The 19,429-nt window shown below is 61.1% G+C and carries 12 protein-coding genes; 8 read left to right on the top strand and 4 right to left on the bottom strand.

Annotated features, from left to right (window positions below):
- Positions 1–10: 10 nt before the first annotated feature.
- From AB4O45_RS26400 to AB4O45_RS26425, 6 genes are all read left to right on the top strand, one after another.
- Positions 11–1,315, top strand: a complete 1,305-nt coding sequence (locus AB4O45_RS26400) for an MdtA/MuxA family multidrug efflux RND transporter periplasmic adaptor subunit (protein ID WP_041481001.1) — start codon at positions 11–13, stop codon at positions 1,313–1,315.
- A complete protein-coding gene (locus tag AB4O45_RS26405; RefSeq protein WP_375123669.1) occupies positions 1,312–4,413 on the top strand; it encodes an MdtB/MuxB family multidrug efflux RND transporter permease subunit in 3,102 nt (1,033 codons plus the stop codon). The genes AB4O45_RS26400 and AB4O45_RS26405 overlap by 4 nt, the downstream gene beginning before the upstream one ends.
- 136 nt (positions 4,414–4,549) lie before the next feature.
- On the top strand, positions 4,550–7,657 hold the full coding sequence (locus tag AB4O45_RS26410) for an efflux RND transporter permease subunit (RefSeq protein ID WP_041480999.1): 3,108 nt from the start codon (positions 4,550–4,552) through the stop codon (positions 7,655–7,657).
- Positions 7,654–9,123: an efflux transporter outer membrane subunit gene (locus AB4O45_RS26415; RefSeq protein ID WP_252883767.1), complete on the top strand. Its 1,470-nt coding sequence runs from the start codon at positions 7,654–7,656 to the stop codon at positions 9,121–9,123. Before AB4O45_RS26410 ends, AB4O45_RS26415 begins: the two co-directional genes overlap by 4 nt.
- 301 nt (positions 9,124–9,424) lie before the next feature.
- A complete protein-coding gene (locus AB4O45_RS26420; RefSeq protein ID WP_041480997.1) occupies positions 9,425–11,506 on the top strand; it encodes a putative bifunctional diguanylate cyclase/phosphodiesterase in 2,082 nt (693 codons plus the stop codon).
- A 178-nt stretch (positions 11,507–11,684) separates the two neighbouring features.
- Positions 11,685–12,431, top strand: a complete 747-nt coding sequence (locus AB4O45_RS26425; RefSeq protein ID WP_460160859.1) for an SDR family oxidoreductase — start codon at positions 11,685–11,687, stop codon at positions 12,429–12,431.
- A 131-nt stretch (positions 12,432–12,562) separates the two neighbouring features.
- Here AB4O45_RS26425 and mapR read toward each other — a convergent pair whose 3' ends face one another.
- From mapR to AB4O45_RS26440, 3 genes are all read right to left on the bottom strand, one after another.
- Complete coding sequence (gene mapR, locus AB4O45_RS26430) at positions 12,563–13,972, bottom strand: GntR family transcriptional regulator MpaR (protein ID WP_041480995.1); 1,410 nt, start codon at positions 13,970–13,972, stop codon at positions 12,563–12,565.
- A 368-nt stretch (positions 13,973–14,340) separates the two neighbouring features.
- Complete coding sequence (gene ccoG, locus AB4O45_RS26435) at positions 14,341–15,771, bottom strand: cytochrome c oxidase accessory protein CcoG (protein WP_460160860.1); 1,431 nt, start codon at positions 15,769–15,771, stop codon at positions 14,341–14,343.
- A gap of 195 nt (positions 15,772–15,966) precedes the next feature.
- On the bottom strand, positions 15,967–16,215 hold the full coding sequence (locus tag AB4O45_RS26440; protein WP_056785796.1) for a DUF3203 family protein: 249 nt from the start codon (positions 16,213–16,215) through the stop codon (positions 15,967–15,969).
- A gap of 121 nt (positions 16,216–16,336) precedes the next feature.
- Between AB4O45_RS26440 and AB4O45_RS26445 the strand changes: the two genes are divergently transcribed.
- Positions 16,337–16,849: an MgtC/SapB family protein gene (locus AB4O45_RS26445; RefSeq protein WP_460160861.1), complete on the top strand. Its 513-nt coding sequence runs from the start codon at positions 16,337–16,339 to the stop codon at positions 16,847–16,849.
- A 69-nt stretch (positions 16,850–16,918) separates the two neighbouring features.
- On the opposite strand, the gene AB4O45_RS26450 is transcribed toward AB4O45_RS26445, so the two are convergent.
- The gene (locus AB4O45_RS26450) at positions 16,919–17,077 is read right to left on the bottom strand and encodes a hypothetical protein (protein ID WP_167351302.1); all 159 of its coding nucleotides are present in this window, start codon (positions 17,075–17,077) and stop codon (positions 16,919–16,921) included.
- Between the two features lie 217 nt (positions 17,078–17,294).
- Between AB4O45_RS26450 and AB4O45_RS26455 the strand changes: the two genes are divergently transcribed.
- The gene (locus AB4O45_RS26455) at positions 17,295–19,292 is read left to right on the top strand and encodes an alpha-1,4-glucan--maltose-1-phosphate maltosyltransferase (RefSeq protein ID WP_095179938.1); all 1,998 of its coding nucleotides are present in this window, start codon (positions 17,295–17,297) and stop codon (positions 19,290–19,292) included.
- Positions 19,293–19,429 lie beyond the last annotated feature (137 nt).

Here is a 19,429-nt window from a genome sequence, read left to right on the forward strand (position 1 = left end):
CACGCGCCCAATGGTCAATAACTCCATGCAATCGTCCCCCCGCAAATCCCGTCGCTGGCTGATCAGCCTGCTCGTCCTGTTGGTCATCGCTGTCCTGTGCTGGAAATTCTGGCCCGCCGGCTCTGCTGACAAGGCGGGAGGCGACAAAGCGGCCGCTGGGCATACCGGGCGCTCGGGAATGATGCGGCCTGGCTTCGGTGGCGGTACCGGGCCGATTCCGGTGCGTGTGGCGCCGGCGGTGAAGGGCGACTTCCCGCTGTATTACAAGGCACTGGGCACGGTTACCGCGCTCAATACCATCAACGTGCGCAGCCGCGTGGGCGGCGAACTGGTAAAGATTCATTTCGAAGAAGGGCAGATGGTCAAGGCGGGCGACCTGCTGGCCGAGATCGATCCGCGTCCTTACCAGAACGCTTTGCTCCAGGCCGAAGGCACGTTGCTGCAGAATCAGGCGCAACTGAAAAACGCCCAGGTCGACGTCGAGCGTTACCGCGGTCTGTATAAAGAAGACAGCATCGCCAAACAGACCCTCGACACCGCCGAAGCGCTGGTTGGCCAGTACCTGGGCACGGTCAAGACCAATCAGGCGGCGGTCAACGACGCCAAGCTCAATCTCGAATTCACCAAGATCCGCGCGCCGATTGCCGGTCGCGTCGGTCTGCGTCAGGTCGACGTCGGCAACCTCGTCGCCGCTAATGACACGACGTTCCTCGCAGTGATCACCCAGACGCAACCGATCAGCGTTGCCTTCACCTTGCCGGAGAACAGCCTCGACACCGTGCTCGCGCGTTACCGCAGCGGAGCTAAACTGCCTGCCGAAGCGTGGGATCGGGGCGACACCAAGCTGCAGGCTACCGGTGTGCTGCAAAGCCTCGACAACCAGATCGACGTCGCTACCGGCACCCTCAAGTTCAAGGCCCGTTACGATAACCGCGACCAGTCGCTGTTCCCCAATCAGTTCGTTAATGTTCATTTGCTGGCCGACACGCTCAAAGGTGTAGTGCTGGCACCGTCGGCAGCGATTCAGTTCGGCACCAATGGCACCTTTGTCTATGCGCTGGACGGCGACAAGAAAGTTACCATTCGCCAACTGAAAATCGGTGCCAGTGACGGTGACAACACCGTGGTCACCGAAGGCCTCGCCGCGGGTGATCGCGTGGTGCTCGAAGGCACCGATCGCCTGAAAGAGGGCAGCGAAGTCGAAGTAGTCAATGACAGCAGCGAAGTGCCGACCTCGCCGACCGAACACCTGCAAGGCAAATCTGCCGCCAATCCCGATGCGACCACAGCCGATAAGGCCAAGAAGGGCGCATGAACATTTCGCGGCTGTTCATCCTCCGTCCGGTAGCCACCACCCTGAGCATGCTGGCCATTGTTCTGGCCGGCCTGATCGCTTATCGCCTGCTGCCGGTTTCGGCCTTGCCGCAGGTCGATTATCCGACCATCCGCGTCATGACCCTGTACCCCGGCGCCAGTCCGGACGTGATGACCAGCGCCGTCACCGCGCCGCTTGAACGCCAGTTCGGGCAGATGCCGGGCCTCACACAAATGGCTTCGACCAGCTCCGGCGGCGCTTCGGTGCTGACCCTGCGTTTCAGCCTCGACATCAACATGGACGTCGCCGAACAGCAGGTGCAAGCCGCGATCAACGCCGCGACCAATCTGCTGCCGACCGACCTGCCGGCACCGCCGGTGTACAACAAGGTCAACCCGGCGGACACGCCTGTTCTGACCTTGGCCATCACCTCGAAAACCATGCTGCTGCCCAAGCTCAATGATCTGGTCGATACGCGCATGGCGCAGAAAATCGCCCAGATCAGCGGCGTCGGCATGGTCAGCATTGCCGGTGGCCAGCGCCAGGCCGTGCGGATCAAGGTCAACCCCGAAGCGCTGGCGGCCAACAGCCTCAACCTGTCGGACGTGCGCACGCTGATCGGCGCCTCCAACGTCAACCAGCCGAAAGGCAACTTCGATGGCCCGACCCGGGTGTCGATGCTCGATGCCAACGACCAACTGACCTCGCCCGAGGACTACGCGAATCTGATCCTGACCTACAAGAACGGCGCGCCGTTGCGGCTCAAGGACGTCGCGGAAATCGTCGATGGCGCCGAGAACGAGCGTCTGGCCGCGTGGGCCAACCAGAATCAGGCGGTGTTGCTGAACATCCAGCGTCAGCCGGGCGCCAACGTTATCGAAGTGGTCGACCGCATCAAGGCCTTGCTGCCGAGCATCACCGACAACCTGCCGGCCGGCCTCGAAGTCACGGTGCTGACCGATCGCACCCAGACCATCCGTGCCTCGGTCACCGACGTGCAACACGAACTGCTGATCGCTATCGCGCTGGTGGTCATGGTCACGTTCCTGTTTCTGCGCCGCGCCAGTGCGACGATCATCCCGTCAGTGGCCGTGCCGCTGTCGCTGATCGGCACCTTCGGCGTGATGTACCTCGCCGGTTTCTCGGTGAACAACCTGACCCTGATGGCGCTGACCATTGCCACCGGTTTCGTCGTCGACGACGCCATCGTCATGCTCGAGAACATTTCGCGCTTCATCGAAGAGGGTGACAGCCCGATGCAGGCCGCGCTCAAGGGCGCGAAACAGATCGGCTTCACCCTGATTTCCCTGACTCTGTCGCTGATCGCCGTACTGATTCCGCTGCTGTTCATGGCCGACGTGGTAGGGCGCCTGTTCCGCGAGTTTGCCATTACCCTGGCGGTGGCGATCCTGATTTCCCTGGTGGTGTCGCTGACCCTTACGCCGATGATGTGCGCCCGCCTGCTCAAGCGTGAACCGCAAGAACACGAGCAAGGCCGTTTCTACCGCGCCAGCGGTGCGTTCATCGACTGGATGATCAAGGAATACGGGCGGATGCTGCGCTGGGTGCTCAAGCATCAGCCGCTGACCTTGCTGGTCGCCATCGGCACGCTGGCGTTGACCGTATTCCTTTACGTGATCGTGCCGAAGGGTTTCTTTCCGGTGCAGGACACCGGGGTGATTCAGGGCATTTCCGAAGCGCCGCAGTCGATCTCCTTCGCGGCGATGGGCGAGCGGCAGCAGCAACTGGCCAAGATCATCCTCGAAGATCCGGCGGTGCAGAGCCTGTCGTCCTACATTGGTGTCGACGGCGACAACGCCACGCTCAACAGCGGCCGCTTGCTGATCAACCTCAAGCCCCATGGCGAGCGCGATCTGACGGCCAGTGAAGTGATTTCCCGCCTGCAACCGCAACTGGACAAACTGGTCGGCATTCGTCTGTTCATGCAGCCGGTGCAGGATCTGACCATCGAGGACCGGGTCAGCCGCACCCAGTACCAGTTCAGCATGTCCTCGCCGGACTCGGAATTGCTCAGCCAGTGGAGTGGCCGTCTGGTCGAAGCCCTGGCCCAGCGTCCGGAGTTGACCGACGTGGCCAGTGATCTGCAGGACAAAGGCTTGCAGGTCTATCTGGTGATCGACCGCGACGCCGCATCGCGCCTTGGCGTGTCGGTGGCGAATATCACCGATGCGCTGTACGACGCGTTCGGCCAGCGGCAGATTTCGACCATTTACACCCAGGCCAGCCAGTATCGCGTGGTGCTGCAAGCCCAGGCCGGGGAGAAGATCGGCCCGCAGGCGCTGGATCAGATTCACGTCAAGACCACCGACGGCGCGCAGGTACGCCTGTCGAGTCTGGCGCATGTTGAAGAGCGTCAGGCGCAATTGGCGATCACTCACATCGGCCAGTTCCCGGCGGTGATGATGTCGTTCAACCTCGCGCCGGGCGTGGCGTTGGGGCATGCCGTGGACATCATCGAGCAGGTGCAGCAGGACATCGGCATGCCGGTCGGCGTGCAGACTCAGTTCCAGGGCGCGGCGCAGGCGTTCCAGGCTTCGCTGTCGAGCACCTTGCTGCTGATTCTGGCGGCCGTGGTGACCATGTACATCGTCCTCGGTGTGCTCTACGAGAGCTACATCCACCCGATCACCATTCTTTCGACCTTGCCGTCCGCCGCAGTCGGTGCCTTGCTGGCGTTGCTGCTCAGCGGCAACGATTTGGGCATGATCGCGATCATCGGCATCATTCTGTTGATCGGTATCGTCAAGAAGAACGCGATCATGATGATCGACTTCGCCCTCGACGCCGAACGCACCCAGGGCATGGCCCCGGCAGAGGCGATCTATCAAGCGGCGTTGCTGCGCTTCCGGCCGATTTTGATGACCACGCTGGCGGCGTTGTTCGGCGCAGTGCCGCTGATGCTGGCCACTGGGTCTGGTGCTGAATTGCGACAGCCGTTGGGTCTGGTGATGGTCGGCGGCTTGTTGGTGAGCCAGGTGTTGACGCTGTTCACGACGCCGGTGATTTACCTGTACTTCGACCGCCTCGGAAGGCGCTTTGGCAAATCCAAAGCCGAAGGTGAAGAGGTCGCGGTATGACTGTCGGAATATATCTCCCCTGTGGGAGCGAGCCTGCTCGCGAAAGCGGGAGGTCAGTCACTGCCAAAGTTGAAGGTAAGGGCGCATTCGCGAGCAGGCTCGCTCCCACAGAGGTATGCGGGGAGAACAAGAGTCGATGAACCTCTCCGGCCCTTTCATCAAACGCCCCGTGGCAACCATGCTGCTCTCCCTGGCAATCATGTTGCTCGGTGGGGTCAGCTTCGGGCTGTTGCCGGTATCGCCGTTGCCGCAGATGGATTTCCCGGTGATTGTCGTCCAGGCCAGTCTGCCGGGCGCCAGTCCCGAGGTGATGGCTTCGACGGTGGCGACGCCGCTGGAGCGGTCGTTCGGTGCGATTGCCGGCGTCAATACCATGAGCAGCCGTTCCAGTCAGGGTTCGACGCGGGTGATTCTGCAGTTTGACCTCGACCGCGACATCAACGGCGCGGCGCGGGAAGTGCAGGCGGCGATCAACGCCTCGCGCAATCTGCTGCCTAGCGGGATGCGCAGCATGCCGACCTATAAAAAGGTCAATCCGTCGCAGGCGCCGATCATGGTGCTGTCGCTGACCTCGGACGTGCTGGAAAAAGGCCAGCTCTACGACCTGGCTTCGACCATCCTCTCGCAAAGCCTGTCGCAGGTGCAGGGCGTTGGTGAAGTACAGATCGGTGGCAGTTCGCTGCCGGCGGTGCGCATCGAGCTCGAACCGCAGGCGCTGAACCAGTACGGCGTGGCCCTCGACGATGTACGCAAGACCATTGCCGACGCTAACGTGCGCCGGCCCAAGGGTTCGGTCGAGGACGGCGAGCGCTTGTGGCAGATCCAGGCCAACGATCAGTTGGAGAAAGCCAAGGATTACGAGTCGCTGATCATTCACTACGCTGACGGCGCCGCATTGCGTCTCAAGGACGTGGCGAAAGTCAGCGATGGCGTCGAAGACCGTTACAACAGCGGTTTCTTCAACGACGACGCGGCGGTATTGCTGGTGATCAACCGTCAGGCCGGCGCCAACATCATCGAGACGGTCAACGAGATCAAGGCGCAGTTGCCGGCGCTGCAAGCGGTGCTGCCGGCCAGCGTCAAACTCAATCTGGCCATGGATCGCTCGCCGGTAATCAAGGCCACGCTGCATGAAGCCGAGATGACCTTGCTGATCGCCGTCGCCCTGGTGGTGCTGGTGGTGTACCTGTTTCTGGGTAACTTCCGCGCCTCGCTGATCCCGACCCTGGCGGTGCCGGTGTCGCTGGTCGGGACCTTTGCGGTGATGTACCTGTACGGGTTCTCGCTGAACAACCTGTCGCTGATGGCGCTGATTCTCGCCACAGGTCTTGTGGTGGACGACGCCATCGTGGTGTTGGAGAACATTTCCCGGCATATCGACGAAGGCGTCAAACCGATGCAGGCCGCGTACCTTGGGGCCAAGGAAGTCGGCTTTACCCTGCTGTCGATGAACGTCTCGCTGGTGGCGGTGTTCCTGTCGATCCTGTTCATGGGCGGGCTGGTCGAGAGCTTGTTTCGCGAGTTTTCCATCACCCTGGCGGCGGCAATTGTGGTGTCGCTGGTGGTTTCCCTGACGCTGACGCCAATGCTCTGCGCCCGCTGGCTCAAGCCGCACACGCCGGGGCAGGAAAACCGCCTGCAACGCTGGAGCCACAAGACCAACGACTGGATGGTCGGCAAATACGCCACCAGCCTCGACTGGGTATTGCGTCATCGCCGTCTGACCTTGTTCAGTCTGCTGCTCACCGTTGGCGTCAACATTGCGCTGTATGTGGTGGTGCCAAAAACCTTCCTGCCGCAGCAGGACACCGGCCAGTTGATCGGTTTCGTGCGTGGCGACGACGGTCTGTCGTTCAACGTCATGCAGCCGAAAATGGAAACCTTCCGCCGCGCCGTGCTCAAGGACGAAGCGGTGGAAAGTGTCGCCGGCTTCATTGGTGGTAACAACGGCACCAACAACGCCTTCATGATCGTGCGCCTGAAGCCGATCAAGGAGCGCCAGCTTTCAGCGCAGAAGGTCATCGAACGTCTGCGCAAGGAAATGCCCAAGGTGCCCGGGGCGCAGTTGATGCTGATGGCCGACCAGGACCTGCAATTTGGCGGCGGCCGCGAGCAGACCAGTTCGCAATACACTTACATCCTGCAAAGCGGCGACCTCGCTGAATTGCGCAAGTGGTTCCCGAAAGTGGTCACCGCGTTGCGCGCCTTGCCCGAGCTGACCGCCATCGATGCCCGCGAAGGTGCCGGGGCGCAGCAGGTGACACTGATTGTCGACCGGGATCAGGCCAAGCGCCTGGGGGTCGACATGAACATGGTCACCGCCGTGCTCAACAACGCTTACAGCCAGCGGCAGATTTCGACGATCTACGACAGCCTCAATCAGTATCAGGTGGTGATGGAGGTCAATCCGAAATACGCCCAGGATCCGGTGACGCTCAAGCAGGTCGAGGTGATTACCGCTGACGGTGCGCGCGTGCCGCTGTCGACGTTCGCCCATTACGAAAACAGCCTGGAAAACGACCGCGTCAGCCATGAAGGCCAGTTTGCGTCCGAAAGCATTTCATTTGATATGGCCGAAGGCGTGACCGTGGAGCAGGGGAGTGCCGCCATCGAACGAGCGATCGCCAAGGTCGGTTTGCCGGAGGATGTGATTGCGAAAATGGCCGGCACCGCTGACGCCTTCGCCGCGACGCAGAAGAGCCAGCCGTTCATGATCCTCGGTGCGTTGCTGGCGGTGTATCTGGTGCTCGGTGTGCTGTATGAAAGCTACATTCACCCGCTGACCATTCTCTCGACTTTGCCCTCGGCCGGGGTTGGCGCGTTGCTGTCGATCTATGCGCTGGGCGGCGAGTTCAGCCTGATTTCCCTGCTGGGGATATTCCTGCTGATCGGCGTGGTGAAAAAGAACGCCATTCTGATGATCGACCTTGCGCTGCAATTGGAGCGGCATGAGGGCCTGTCGCCGCTGGAGTCGATCCGCAGCGCCTGTCTGCAACGCTTGCGGCCGATCCTGATGACCACGCTGGCGGCGATCCTCGGCGCCTTGCCGTTGCTGCTCGGCCGCGCCGAGGGTGCGGAAATGCGCCAGCCGCTGGGCCTGACCATCATTGGCGGCCTGGTGTTCAGCCAGGTCCTGACCCTTTACACCACCCCGGTGGTTTACCTTTATCTCGACAAGCTGCGCCATCGCTTCAACAAATGGCGTGGCGTGCGTACTGATGCCGCTCTGGAAACTCCGCTATGACTGACCGTTCGCTTATCCAATTGGCCACCGTCCGCGGCTCGCGCCTATTGAGCCTGTCGCTGTGCGTGGCGCTGCTCAGCGCTTGCGCAGTCGGCCCGGACTACCAGCGCCCGCAAACTGCCGAAATCGCTCAGTTCAAGGAAGCCGAAGGCTGGCGTCAGGCCAACCCCAGCGACTCGCTGGCCCGGGGCGCCTGGTGGGAGTTGTACGGCGATCGGCAGCTCAATGCCTTGGTGGAAAAACTCAACAGCTCCAACCAAACTGTCGCCCAGTCCGAGGCGCAGTTTCGTCAGGCGCAGGCGCTGGTGCGCAGCGCGCGCGGGGCGTTTTACCCCAGTGTCGACCTGAGTCTGGGCAAGAACCGCTCCAGTCAGGGCACCGGCAGCAGCAGTTCGAGCCTGAGCAGTTCCTCAAGCGGTATTCGTGATACCTACACCGCGCAACTGGGCGTCAGTTGGGAAGCCGATGTCTGGGGCAAGCTGCGCCGTGGGCTGGAGGCGGATGAGGCCAACGCCCAGGCGAGTTTTGCCGATCTGGCGGCGATGCGTCTGAGTCAGCAGTCGGAGCTGGTGCAGAACTACCTGCAACTGCGCGTCATCGATCAGCAGAAGCGTTTGCTTGAAGCCACGGTTGCCGCTTACGAGCGATCACTGAAGATGACGCAGAACCAGTACCGCGCCGGGGTTTCCGGGCGCGATGCGGTGGCGCAGGCGCAAACCCAGTTGAAAAGCACCCAGGCCGATCTGGTCGACCTGATCTGGCAGCGCGCACAGTTTGAAAACGCCATTGCCGTGCTCACTGGCGAAGCCCCGGCCAACTTCAGCATTGCCGAAAGCCAGAACATCCCGAATCTGCCGCAAGTGCCGTTGAGCCTGCCTTCGCAATTGCTCGAACGCCGTCCTGACATCGCTTCGGCAGAGCGTTCGGTGATCGCCGCCAACGCCAATATCGGCGTGGCGAAAGCCGCCTATTACCCGGATCTGACCCTCAGTTTGAGCGGCGGCTACAGCAGCAGTACCTCGAAAAACCTGATCAGCCTGCCGAACCGTTTCTGGTCGGTCGGCCCGCAGCTGTCGTTGCCGCTGTTCGACGGTGGCATTCGTTCGGCCGAGGTTGACCGCAGCGAGGCGGCCTATGACGAAACCGTCGCGCGCTACCGCCAGACCGTGCTCGACGGTTTCCGCGAAGTGGAAAACTACCTGGTCCAGCTCAAGGTGTATGAGGACGAAGCGGCAGTGCGCCAGGAAGCGCTGGATGCTGCCCGCGATTCTCTGCGCCTGACGGAAAACCAGTACAAGGCCGGGCTGATTGCCTATATCGACGTGGTCGTGGTGCAAGCCACGGCGCTGAGCAACGAACGCAGTGTGCTGAATATTCTGCAGAACAGACTGATCGCCAGCGTGCAACTGATCGCCGCGCTGGGCGGCGGCTGGGACGGCCAACTCGACGTCAGCGACAACCGCTGAACCTGTGGGAGCGAGCCTGCTCGCGAAAGCGGTGGGGCAGGCAACTACGATGGTGGCTGTGCCGACGCCTTCGCGAGCAGGCTCGCTCCCACGGGGATTTTTGTCTGGCATGAGATCGCTTTCACAGGGTGAGGTTAAAGCCCACCGCAGAGCCTTGTAGGACGATCGAACAAGCGTTTCATCGGCTTGATGGCAATTTGGTTACTTTGTCAGTGCGTTCTTCCGCGCAATCAGTACAATCGCCGCATTTGCCCGACCGAGAATGGAAGCAGTACGGTTTCGGCTTGTCACGAGAACGTCCATGCTCATCGGCAGCTACTCCTTCACCCTGGTTTTCATTTCGTTGTGCGTGGCCATTCTGGCTTCCTACACGGCGCTCGATCTCACCGGGCGCATTGCCACGGCTAAAGGCCGGGCCGTGCATTTCTGGACGGCGGGCGGGGCGTTGGCGATGGGCGTTGGCGTCTGGTCGATGCATTTCATCGGCATGCTCGCCTTCAAATTGCCGATCGACCTGGGCTACGACTTCGCCCTCACTGCGCTGTCGCTGCTGATCGCGGTGCTGTCCTGCGGTTTCGCCTTGTGGCTGGTCAGCCAACCGAAACTGCCACTGGCGCAACTGGCTTTCGGTGCGCTGATCATGGGTTCTGGCATCAGCGCCATGCACTACACCGGCATGGCCGCGCTGCGCATGACACCGGGCATCGATTACGACCCGACCCTGTTCAGCGCCTCCCTGCTGATCGCCGTCGGCGCCTCGGCAGCGGCATTGTGGATTGCCTTTCGCCTGCGTCAGCAATCGCCCTATGTGCGGCTGATTCGTGCCGGCGCGGCGGTGATCATGGGTGTGGCGATTGTCGGCATGCACTACACCGGCATGGCTGCTGCGCAATTTCCTGACGGCAGTTTCTGCGGCGCGACGCTCAATGGCTTGAAGGGCAATGGCCTCGATAGCCTGGTCGTGGTCACTACGCTGGCGGTGTTGTCGATTGCCCTGTTGACCTCGATTCTCGACGCCCGCCTCGAAGCGCGCACGGCTGATCTGGCGCACTCGCTGACGGTGGCCAACCGCGAACTCACCCAACTGGCCCTGCACGATCCGCTGACCAGTCTGCCCAACCGCATGCTGCTCGACGACCGCATCAATCAGGCGATCAAAAAGGTGCAAGAGCAGGGTGGCTGCTTCGCCTTGATGTTCATCGACCTCGACGGCTTCAAACCGGTCAACGACGCATTCGGCCATCACATGGGCGACCAATTGCTGCGCGAGGTCGGCGCGCGTCTGCGTGAAGACTTGCGCAGCCAGGACACTCTTGCGCGAATCGGCGGCGATGAGTTCGTTCTGCTGGTGCGTTTGAGCGAGCCCAATGACGCCTTGAGCCTGGCTGCGCGTCAGGTCAGCCTGATCGGTCGCACGTTCCGCGTCGCTGAACATGATCTGCAGATTTCCGCCAGCGTCGGCATTGCCCTCTACCCGGGCAACGGTGACAACGCCCAGGAACTGCTGATGAACGCCGACGCCGCGATGTACCACGCCAAGGGCGGCGGCAAGAACGGCTACAGCTTCTTCGATGCATCGATGAACACCAACGCGCGCAAACAATTGCAACTGTTACAGGATCTGCGCGCGGCCATCGAGCACAACCAGTTCTGTCTGCATTACCAGCCCAAGTTCGACGCCGCCAATGGCCGTCCGGTCGGTGCTGAAGCGCTGCTGCGTTGGAAGCATCCGCTGCACGGCATGTTGATGCCGGACAAGTTCATTGATCTGGCGGAGAAAACCGGGCTGATCATTCCGATGGGTGAATGGGTGCTCAACGAAGCCTGCCGGCAGATGCGCGAATGGTACGTGCTCGGTTACACCGACTGGCGCATCGCCGTGAACCTCTCGGCCTTGCAGTTCTGCCATGCCGGGCTGGTGCAAAGCGTGGCCAAGGCGCTGGCGACCCATCACCTGCCGGCCAACAGCCTGACTCTGGAAATCACCGAAACCACGGCCATGAGCGACGCCGATGCGAGCATGACCGTGCTGCAAGAGCTGTCGGACATGGGTGTCGACCTGTCGATCGACGACTTCGGCACCGGTTATTCCAGCCTGATGTACCTCAAGCGCCTGCCGGCCAATGAGCTGAAGATCGACCGCGGTTTCGTCCGCGATCTGGAGCACGACAGCGATGATGCTGCAATCGTCTCGGCGATTGTTGCGCTGGGGCAGGCCCTGGATCTGCGGATTGTCGCCGAGGGTGTCGAGACCGGCGCGCAACAGGATTTCCTGACCAAACTGGGCTGTGATTCGCTGCAGGGCTATCTGCTTGGCCACCCGATGCCGGCGGAGCGCTTCATGCAGGACATCGTGCGTGGGCAACGGCTGGCGGTGGTCTGACATACCGAGTCATCGTTCTTCGCGAGCAGGCTCGCTCCCACAGGTGATCGCATTCCCTTGTGGGAGCGAGCCTGCTCGCGAAGGCGCTTGTGCAAACACCATAGAACTCATGCAAAAGCCATGAATGGCAGTTATTCTTGGCCCCGACTGTTACGTGTGCACGTGGGGGAAGGCCAGCATGGATAAAGTCATTGTCATCACCGGTGGCGGGCGCGGAATCGGCGCGGCTACGGCACTGCTGGCAGCCGAACAGGGCTACCGGATCTGCATCAACTATCAGTCGGATGAACAGGCCGCACACAGCGTGCTCGAGCAGGTTCGCGCCTTGGGCGCCCAGGCCATCGCGGTTCGCGCCGATGTCAGCATCGAAGACGAAGTGATCGCGATGTTTCATCGCGTCGACACCGAACTGGGCCGCATCACCGCGCTGGTCAACAACGCCGGCACCGTCGGACAGAAATCGCGGGTCGATGAGATGTCCGAATTCCGCATCCTCAAAATCATGAAAACCAACGTGCTGGCGCCGATCCTCTGCGCCAAGCACGCGATCCTGCGCATGTCGCCCAAACACGGCGGGCAGGGGGGCAGCATCGTCAACGTCTCCTCGGTCGCGGCACGCCTCGGTTCGCCGAACGAGTACGTTGATTACGCCGCATCCAAGGGTGCGCTCGACACCTTCACTATCGGTCTGTCGAAAGAAGTCGCGGGTGAGGGCATTCGCGTCAATGCCGTGCGTCCGGGTTACATCTATACCGACTTCCATGCGCTGAGCGGCGACCCGGATCGGGTCAGCAAGCTCGAATCGGCGATTCCCATGGCCCGGGGCGGGCGGCCGGATGAAGTAGCGGAGGCGATTGTCTGGTTGCTGTCGGACAAGGCATCGTATGCGACCGGGACGTTTGTTGATTTGGGGGGTGGGCGGTAAACCGGTGGGTTTGCAGTGTTAAAACCGGCCTCTTCGCGAGCAGGCTCGCTCCCACAGTGGATTTGTGAATACAGACCCCATGTGGGAGCGAGCCTGCTCGCGAAGGGGCCAGTCCAGACAACATCTATCCCTCAGAACGACCGCACAATCCGCCCCAACGTCTCCATGGCCTTTTCCGATTCCTCGGTCCAGGGGCTGCCGTAATTCAACCGAATGCAATTCCTGAAGCGCTGGGTCGGCGAGAAGATCGGCCCCGGCGCGATGCTGATGCCTTGTGCCAGTGCCATCTGAAACAGCTTCAGCGAATCCATCTGCTCCGGCAATTCCAGCCATAGAAAGTAGCCGCCCGCCGGTTGGCTGACCCGGGTCTGCGCCGGAAAGTAGCGGGCAATCGCCGCGAGCATCGCGCTCTGTTGTTCTTCCAGGGCATAACGCAGTTTGCGCAGATGCCGATCGTAGCCGCCGTGTTGCAGATAATCGGCGATAGCCGCTTGCGCCGGCATCGAAGCGCACAGCGAGGTCATCAGCTTCAGCCGTTCGATTTTCTGCGCAAAACGCCCGGCCGCCACCCAGCCGATGCGATAACCGGGCGCGAGACTTTTGGCGAACGAGCCGCAATGCATGACCAATCCTTCGGTATCAAAAGCCTTGGCCGGTTTTGGCGCCTGTTGCCCGTAATAAAGCTCGGCGTAGACGTCGTCTTCGATCAACGGCACCTGATGCTGACGCAGCAGTTCGACCAGTTCCTGTTTCTTCGCCTCGGGCACAGTCGCGCCCATCGGATTCTGGAAACTGGTCATGCACCAGCAGGCCTTGATCGGGTGACGTTCGAGGGTTTGCGCGAGCACACCGAGATCGATGCCGTCACGCGGATGCACGGGTATTTCCACGGCTTTTAGCTTCAAGCGTTCGAGCACCTGCAGGCTGGCGTAGAACGCCGGGGCCTCGATGGCCACCAGATCACCGGGCTCGGTCACCGCTTGCAGGCACAGGTTCAGCGCTTCGAGGGCACCGTTGGTGATGAGCAATTCTTCCATCGGCAACATCAGCCCGCCGACCATGTAGCGCAGGGCAATCTGCCGGCGCAGTTGCGGATTGCCCGGCGACATATCGGTGACGACCATGCGCGGATCCATCTCCCGCGCGGCGCTGGCCAGGGAGCGCGACAGGCGTTGCAGCGGGAACAGTGTCGGGCTGGGGAAGGCCGAGCCGAAGGGCACGGTGTTGGGGTCTTTGATCGAATCGAGTACCGAGAACACCAGTTCGCTGACGTCAACCTCGGTGGATTCATTGACCTGGCTGCTGATTACCGGCTCGGAGAATGTGCTCGGCGTATGGGCGTTGACGAAGTAACCGGAGCGCGGTCGGGCGCGGATCAGGCCGCGGCGTTCTAGCAGGTAATAGGCCTGGAACACCGTGGACGGGCTGACGCCGTAGGTCTGGCTGGCGTAGCGCACCGACGGCACCCGCTGGCCGGGGCCGAGGACGCCGGAGCGGATCAGTTCAGCGATGTCGTCGGCGAATTTTTCGTAGCGTTTCATCGGTGGGCCTTGGTGGACTTGATTTTGTGGGGTGTCAGGGAAGGAGCCCTCACCCTAGCCCTCTCCCAGAGGGAGAGGGGCTGATTGGGGGATGCTGATGAAATATGCCGGCCTGACAGTGCTTTGCCGAATCCATAATCGACTCGGTCTTTCAGGTCGATGCATAGCGACAGACACCTCGGTTGGCTCCCTCTCCCTCCGGGAGAGGGGACTGATTGGGGGATGCTGATGAAATACGCCGGCCTGACAGTGCTTTGCCGAATCCATAATCGACTCGGTCTTTCAGGTCGATGCATAGCGACAGACACCTCGGTCGGCTCCCTCTCCCTCCGGGAGAGGGCTGGGGTGAGGGCAGCAATGCCAAATTCTCAACGATTTATCGGCGCCACAAACCGGCTCTTCGCCACGCTGTATACCTGCGGCTCGTCACTGTCTTCAATCCTGAAACTCAATGTCTGCGAACTGCTCGCCGGGCGCTCGGTGGTCATCGCCACCGACACCGGCACATCGACAATCTCTCCCGGCGCCAGGCTCAGGGCCGTTTTGCCCTGCAACTCAAACCCGTCGCCATCAACCAGACTCAACCGGTATTCCTGTCGCTGCTGAGTCTTGTTGATCACTTTCAGCGAATAAATATTCTCGATCTGCCCCTGAGCGTTCTCGCGGAACAACCCGCGATCCTTGGTCACGTCCAGCGACACCATCGGCCGCTCGATCAATGCCAGCGCCAACGCTCCGATCATCACCAACAACACCGCCGTATAGCCAATCAAACGCGGACGCAGCAGATGGGTTTTGCCGCCCTGCAATTCGCGCTCGGAACTGTAGCGAATCAGGCCGCGCGGGTAATGCATTTTGTCCATGATCGAATCGCAGGCGTCGATGCACGCTGCGCAGCCGATGCATTCCATTTGCAAGCCATCGCGGATGTCGATGCCGGTCGGGCAGACCTGCACGCATAACTGGCAGTCGATGCAATCACCCAGGCCGGCTTCGACCGGGCGCACGTCACGCTTGCGCGGACCACGGTTTTCGCCGCGGGCGGCGTCGTAGGCAATGGTCAGCGTGTCCTTGTCGAACATCACACTCTGGAACCGCGCATACGGGCACATGTGCATGCACACTGCCTCACGCAGCCAACCGGCGTTGATGTAGGTGGCGGCGGCGAAGAACAGCACCCAGAACAGACTGACGCCACCGATCTGCAGGGTCAGCAAATCTTCGGCCAGCGGCCGGATCGGGGTGAAGTAGCCGACGAAGGTCAGGCCGGTCATCACGCTGGTCGCCAGCCACAACGTGTGCTTGGCGGCGCGCCGCGCCAGTTTGTTCAGGCTCCACGGCGCCGCTTGCAGTTTGATCCGTTGGTTGCGTTCGCCTTCGGTGATCTTCTCGCACCACATGAAGATCCACGTCCACGAACTCTGCGGGCAGGTGTAACCACACCAGACGCGACCGGCAAACACGGTGATGGCGAAGAGTCCGAACGCAGCGATGATCAGCAGCGCCGAGAGCAAAATGAAATCCTGCGGCCAGAACGTCGCGCCAAAGATATGGAATTTGCTTTCCGCCAGATCCCACAGCACCGCCTGCCGACCGCCCCAGTTCAGCCACACGGTGCCGAAGAACAGCAGGAACAGAAACCCGGCACCGCTCATACGCAGGTTGCGGAACAGGCCGGTGAAACTGCGGGTGTGGATCTGCTTGTCGGTGGAGCCGGCAGTCGCCTTCAGTGGGCGCGCGGGTACGCTTTTTATCGTTGGCGATGCTTCTACGGTTCGGACGGGGATTTGCTCGCTCATGGTCGTTCGCTCATCAGCCTCCATCAGGCCGATGCACTATGAGCGCCGATCTGTTTGCAGAACAGACTCAGGTTTGGCAATAAAAAGCGGTTCAGATGAGGTTTGGCGCACTGCCTGCGACAACTTGAAGCAACCTGCCAGGCGCGGCGCAAACGCCTATTGCAGGCGCCTGCGCCGGGTGTTGATCGAGATCAATCAAACCACCGAATCACTGTCATCGGCCTTCAGATGTTTGCGCCCGTCCTTGGCCCCGGCGACGGTCAAGACATCGGCTTCTGCTTCGGTGATGTAGGCGCGTTTGCCTTCGATTTCCACGAACGACATGGCTTTTTCGCTATCGGTCTCGACTGTCAACGTGTCGCAGATACGGATTTCCTCACCATGCTCGACGGTGAAAAAACACACTTTCTGCTCAGGGTTGGATTCATCGATTCGAACGGTCATGGCGGCAGTCCTTTCAAGTGAGGTCTGCACGTTAGGAAACGCAGCGCGCAGTTCGTTCTGCGCAACCGATTAATGGTCGCTGTTGTCCATCGCTTATCAAGCCAATAACAAGGGAAGCACGATGGAAGACTGGTGGGATGAAGTGTGGGCCACGATGCAAGCCGAATTTGCCGATATCGGCGACGCCTCGCAAATGACCCGGATCACCGTACGCCTGCTGATGGCGGCGATTCTCGGCGGGATACTCGGATTTGAGCGCGAGCATAAAGGCAAGGCAGCGGGCGTGCGCACGCACATGCTGGTGGCGTTGGGCGCTGCGCTATTCGTGTTGGTGCCGCAGACCTCGGGCGCAGAATCCGATGCCATGAGTCGGGTCTTGCAGGGTGTGATTGCCGGGATCGGCTTTCTCGGCGCCGGCACCATTCTGAAAAATCAGCAGGGCGACGAGGCCCATGTCAAAGGCCTGACCACGGCGGCGGGCTTATGGATGACGGCGGCGATCGGCGTGGCGGCGGGGCTGGGCAAGGAAGCGACGGCATTGCTCAGTACCATTCTGGCACTGGCGATCTTCAGCGTGATGCCTTACGTGGTGAGAGTGTTCGAGAAGGATGGCGACAAGAACGACCACCTCTGACTTCCCGCCGGCTGATGGTCGTTGCCTGATAGTTCCCACGCTTCGCGTGGGAACTATCAGGGGGCAGGGTCAGACGATCACTGGCGGCATCGTATTCGGTGGCTCTTCTTTCGGCGGTGGCGTGGTGCCGGGTGGCTCTTGCTCGGGCACCGGTGGCGGCTCGGTATCCGGCAGGGTGGGTTTGTCGATGTTCGGATCAGGCGTTTCCGCCGGGATCGGGATGTTCATCTGATGACCTCCATATGGCACATGGCGTGGGACGTGCTTAAGTGAGTTGACCCGGCCACGACAAATTCGATCCGCCGGTTTGTCTTGTTAATTTCATCTGAACTTTTCCCCGCGCCGGTTGCTCGGAACCTAAGTGAGTTCATGACAGGGCCGGCGCTTTGTCGCGAATACTGTTCCGGCACAAGAGCGTCCTTGGGGCGTTAAGGAGAGATGCTCAATGACTGCTGAAAGACCTTCAGAGCTGAGTTACAACCCGCACATGCCATTGTCGCAGGCGTTGCTGCTGCCTCGAATCGTCATCGAAAACACCATGCCGACCCTCGACGGCGGCCAGTTTGCCGTCAAGTCGATTGCCGGGCGCGAAGTGGTGGTGACCAGCAAAGTGTTTGCCGACGGCCATGACAAGCTCGCCGTACGCATCCGCTGGCGCGAAGAAGGCCAGGAAACCTGGCAGACCGAGGTCATGTCCGATCAGGGCAACAACACCTGGCAAGGCCAGTTCCGCCCCGAAGAGCAGGGCCGCTATCTGTATTGCATCGAAGCGTGGATCGACCATTTCGCCAGCTTCCAGTACGAACTGGAAAAGAAGCACAACGCTGCTGTGCCGGTTTCCCTGGAGCTGCAGGAAGGCCGGACCATGGTGCAACAGGCCGCCGAACGCAGCGAAGGTCAGCTCAGCGAGCAGCTTGCCGCGCTGCACCATGAATTGTCCGGCCTGCTCGAAACCGAGCAGGTTGCGCTGTTTCTGCACTCGCGTAGTGCAGAGCTGATGGCCCAGGCTGATCACCGCGCCTACCTCAGCATCAGCGCCGAATTCCCCATGGACGTCGAGCGCGAACTCGCCGAGTTCGCCAGTTGGTATGAGCTGTTTCCGCGCTCGATCACTGACGATCCTCAGCGTCACGGCACGTTCAACGACGTGCACTCGCGTCTGCCGATGATTCAGGACATGGGCTTCGACGTGTTGTACTTCACGCCGATTCACCCGATCGGCCGCGCCCACCGCAAGGGCCGCAACAATTCCCTTACCGCCGGCCCTGACGATCCTGGCAGCCCGTACGCGATCGGTAGCGAGGAGGGCGGGCACGAAGCGATTCACTCGCAACTCGGCACCCGTGAAGATTTCCGCCGCCTGGTGGCTGCCGCCGCCGACCATGGCTTGGAAATCGCTCTCGATTTCGCCATCCAGTGCTCCCAGGACCATCCGTGGCTCAAGGAGCATCCGGGCTGGTTCAACTGGCGCCCGGACGGCACGATCAAATACGCCGAAAACCCGCCGAAGAAGTACCAGGACATCGTCAACGTCGACTTCTATGCGCCGGATGCGATTCCGAGCCTGTGGGTCGAGTTGCGCGACATCGTCGTCGGCTGGGTCAAGGAAGGTGTGAAGATCTTCCGCGTCGACAACCCGCACACCAAACCGCTGCCGTTCTGGCAATGGCTGATCGCCGACGTTCGCACGCTGTATCCGGAAGTGATCTTCCTCGCCGAGGCCTTCACCACGCCGGCGATGATGGCGCGTCTGGGCAAGGTCGGTTACTCGCAGAGCTACACCTATTTCACCTGGCGCAATACCAAGGCCGAGCTGGCGGAATATTTCACCGAACTCAATCAGTCGCCGTGGCGCGAATGCTACCGGCCGAATTTCTTCGTCAATACCCCGGACATCAACCCGGCGTTTTTGCATGAGTCGGGGCGTCCCGGTTTCCTCATCCGCGCTGCCTTGGCAACGATGGGCTCGGGCCTGTGGGGTATGTATTCCGGCTTCGAGTTATGCGAATCGGCACCGGTGCCGGGCAAAGAGGAATACCTGGATTCGGAGAAATACGAAATCCGCGTCCGCGACTTCACCGCGCCGGGCAACATCATTGCCGAAATCGCCCAGCTCAACCGCATCCGCCGGCAGAACCCGGCGCTGCACACGCATCTGGGCCTGAAAATCTATAACGCCTGGAACGACAATATTCTGTTCTTCGGCAAGCGCAGCGCCGATGGCAGCAATTTCATTCTGGTCGCAGTCAGCCTCGATCCGCATAACGTGCAGGAAGCGAATTTCGAACTGCCGCTGTGGGAAATGGGCCTGCCGGACGATGCCACCACCCATGGCGAAGACTTGATGAACGGCCATCGCTGGGACTGGCACGGCAAATATCAGTTCATGCGCATCGATCCGGCGTATCAGCCGTTCGGGATTTGGCGGATTACCGCTTCGTAACATTTGCACCGCCTCCGTGGCGAGGGGATTTATCCCCGTTGGGGCGCGCAGCGGCCCCTGTTTTCAAGCTGCACCGCGTTAACAATTTGCGACTGCTGCGCAGCCGAACGGGGATAAATCCCCTCGCCACAGGGGCT

It is taken from the genome of Pseudomonas sp. S2_B10 (assembly GCF_054668425.1).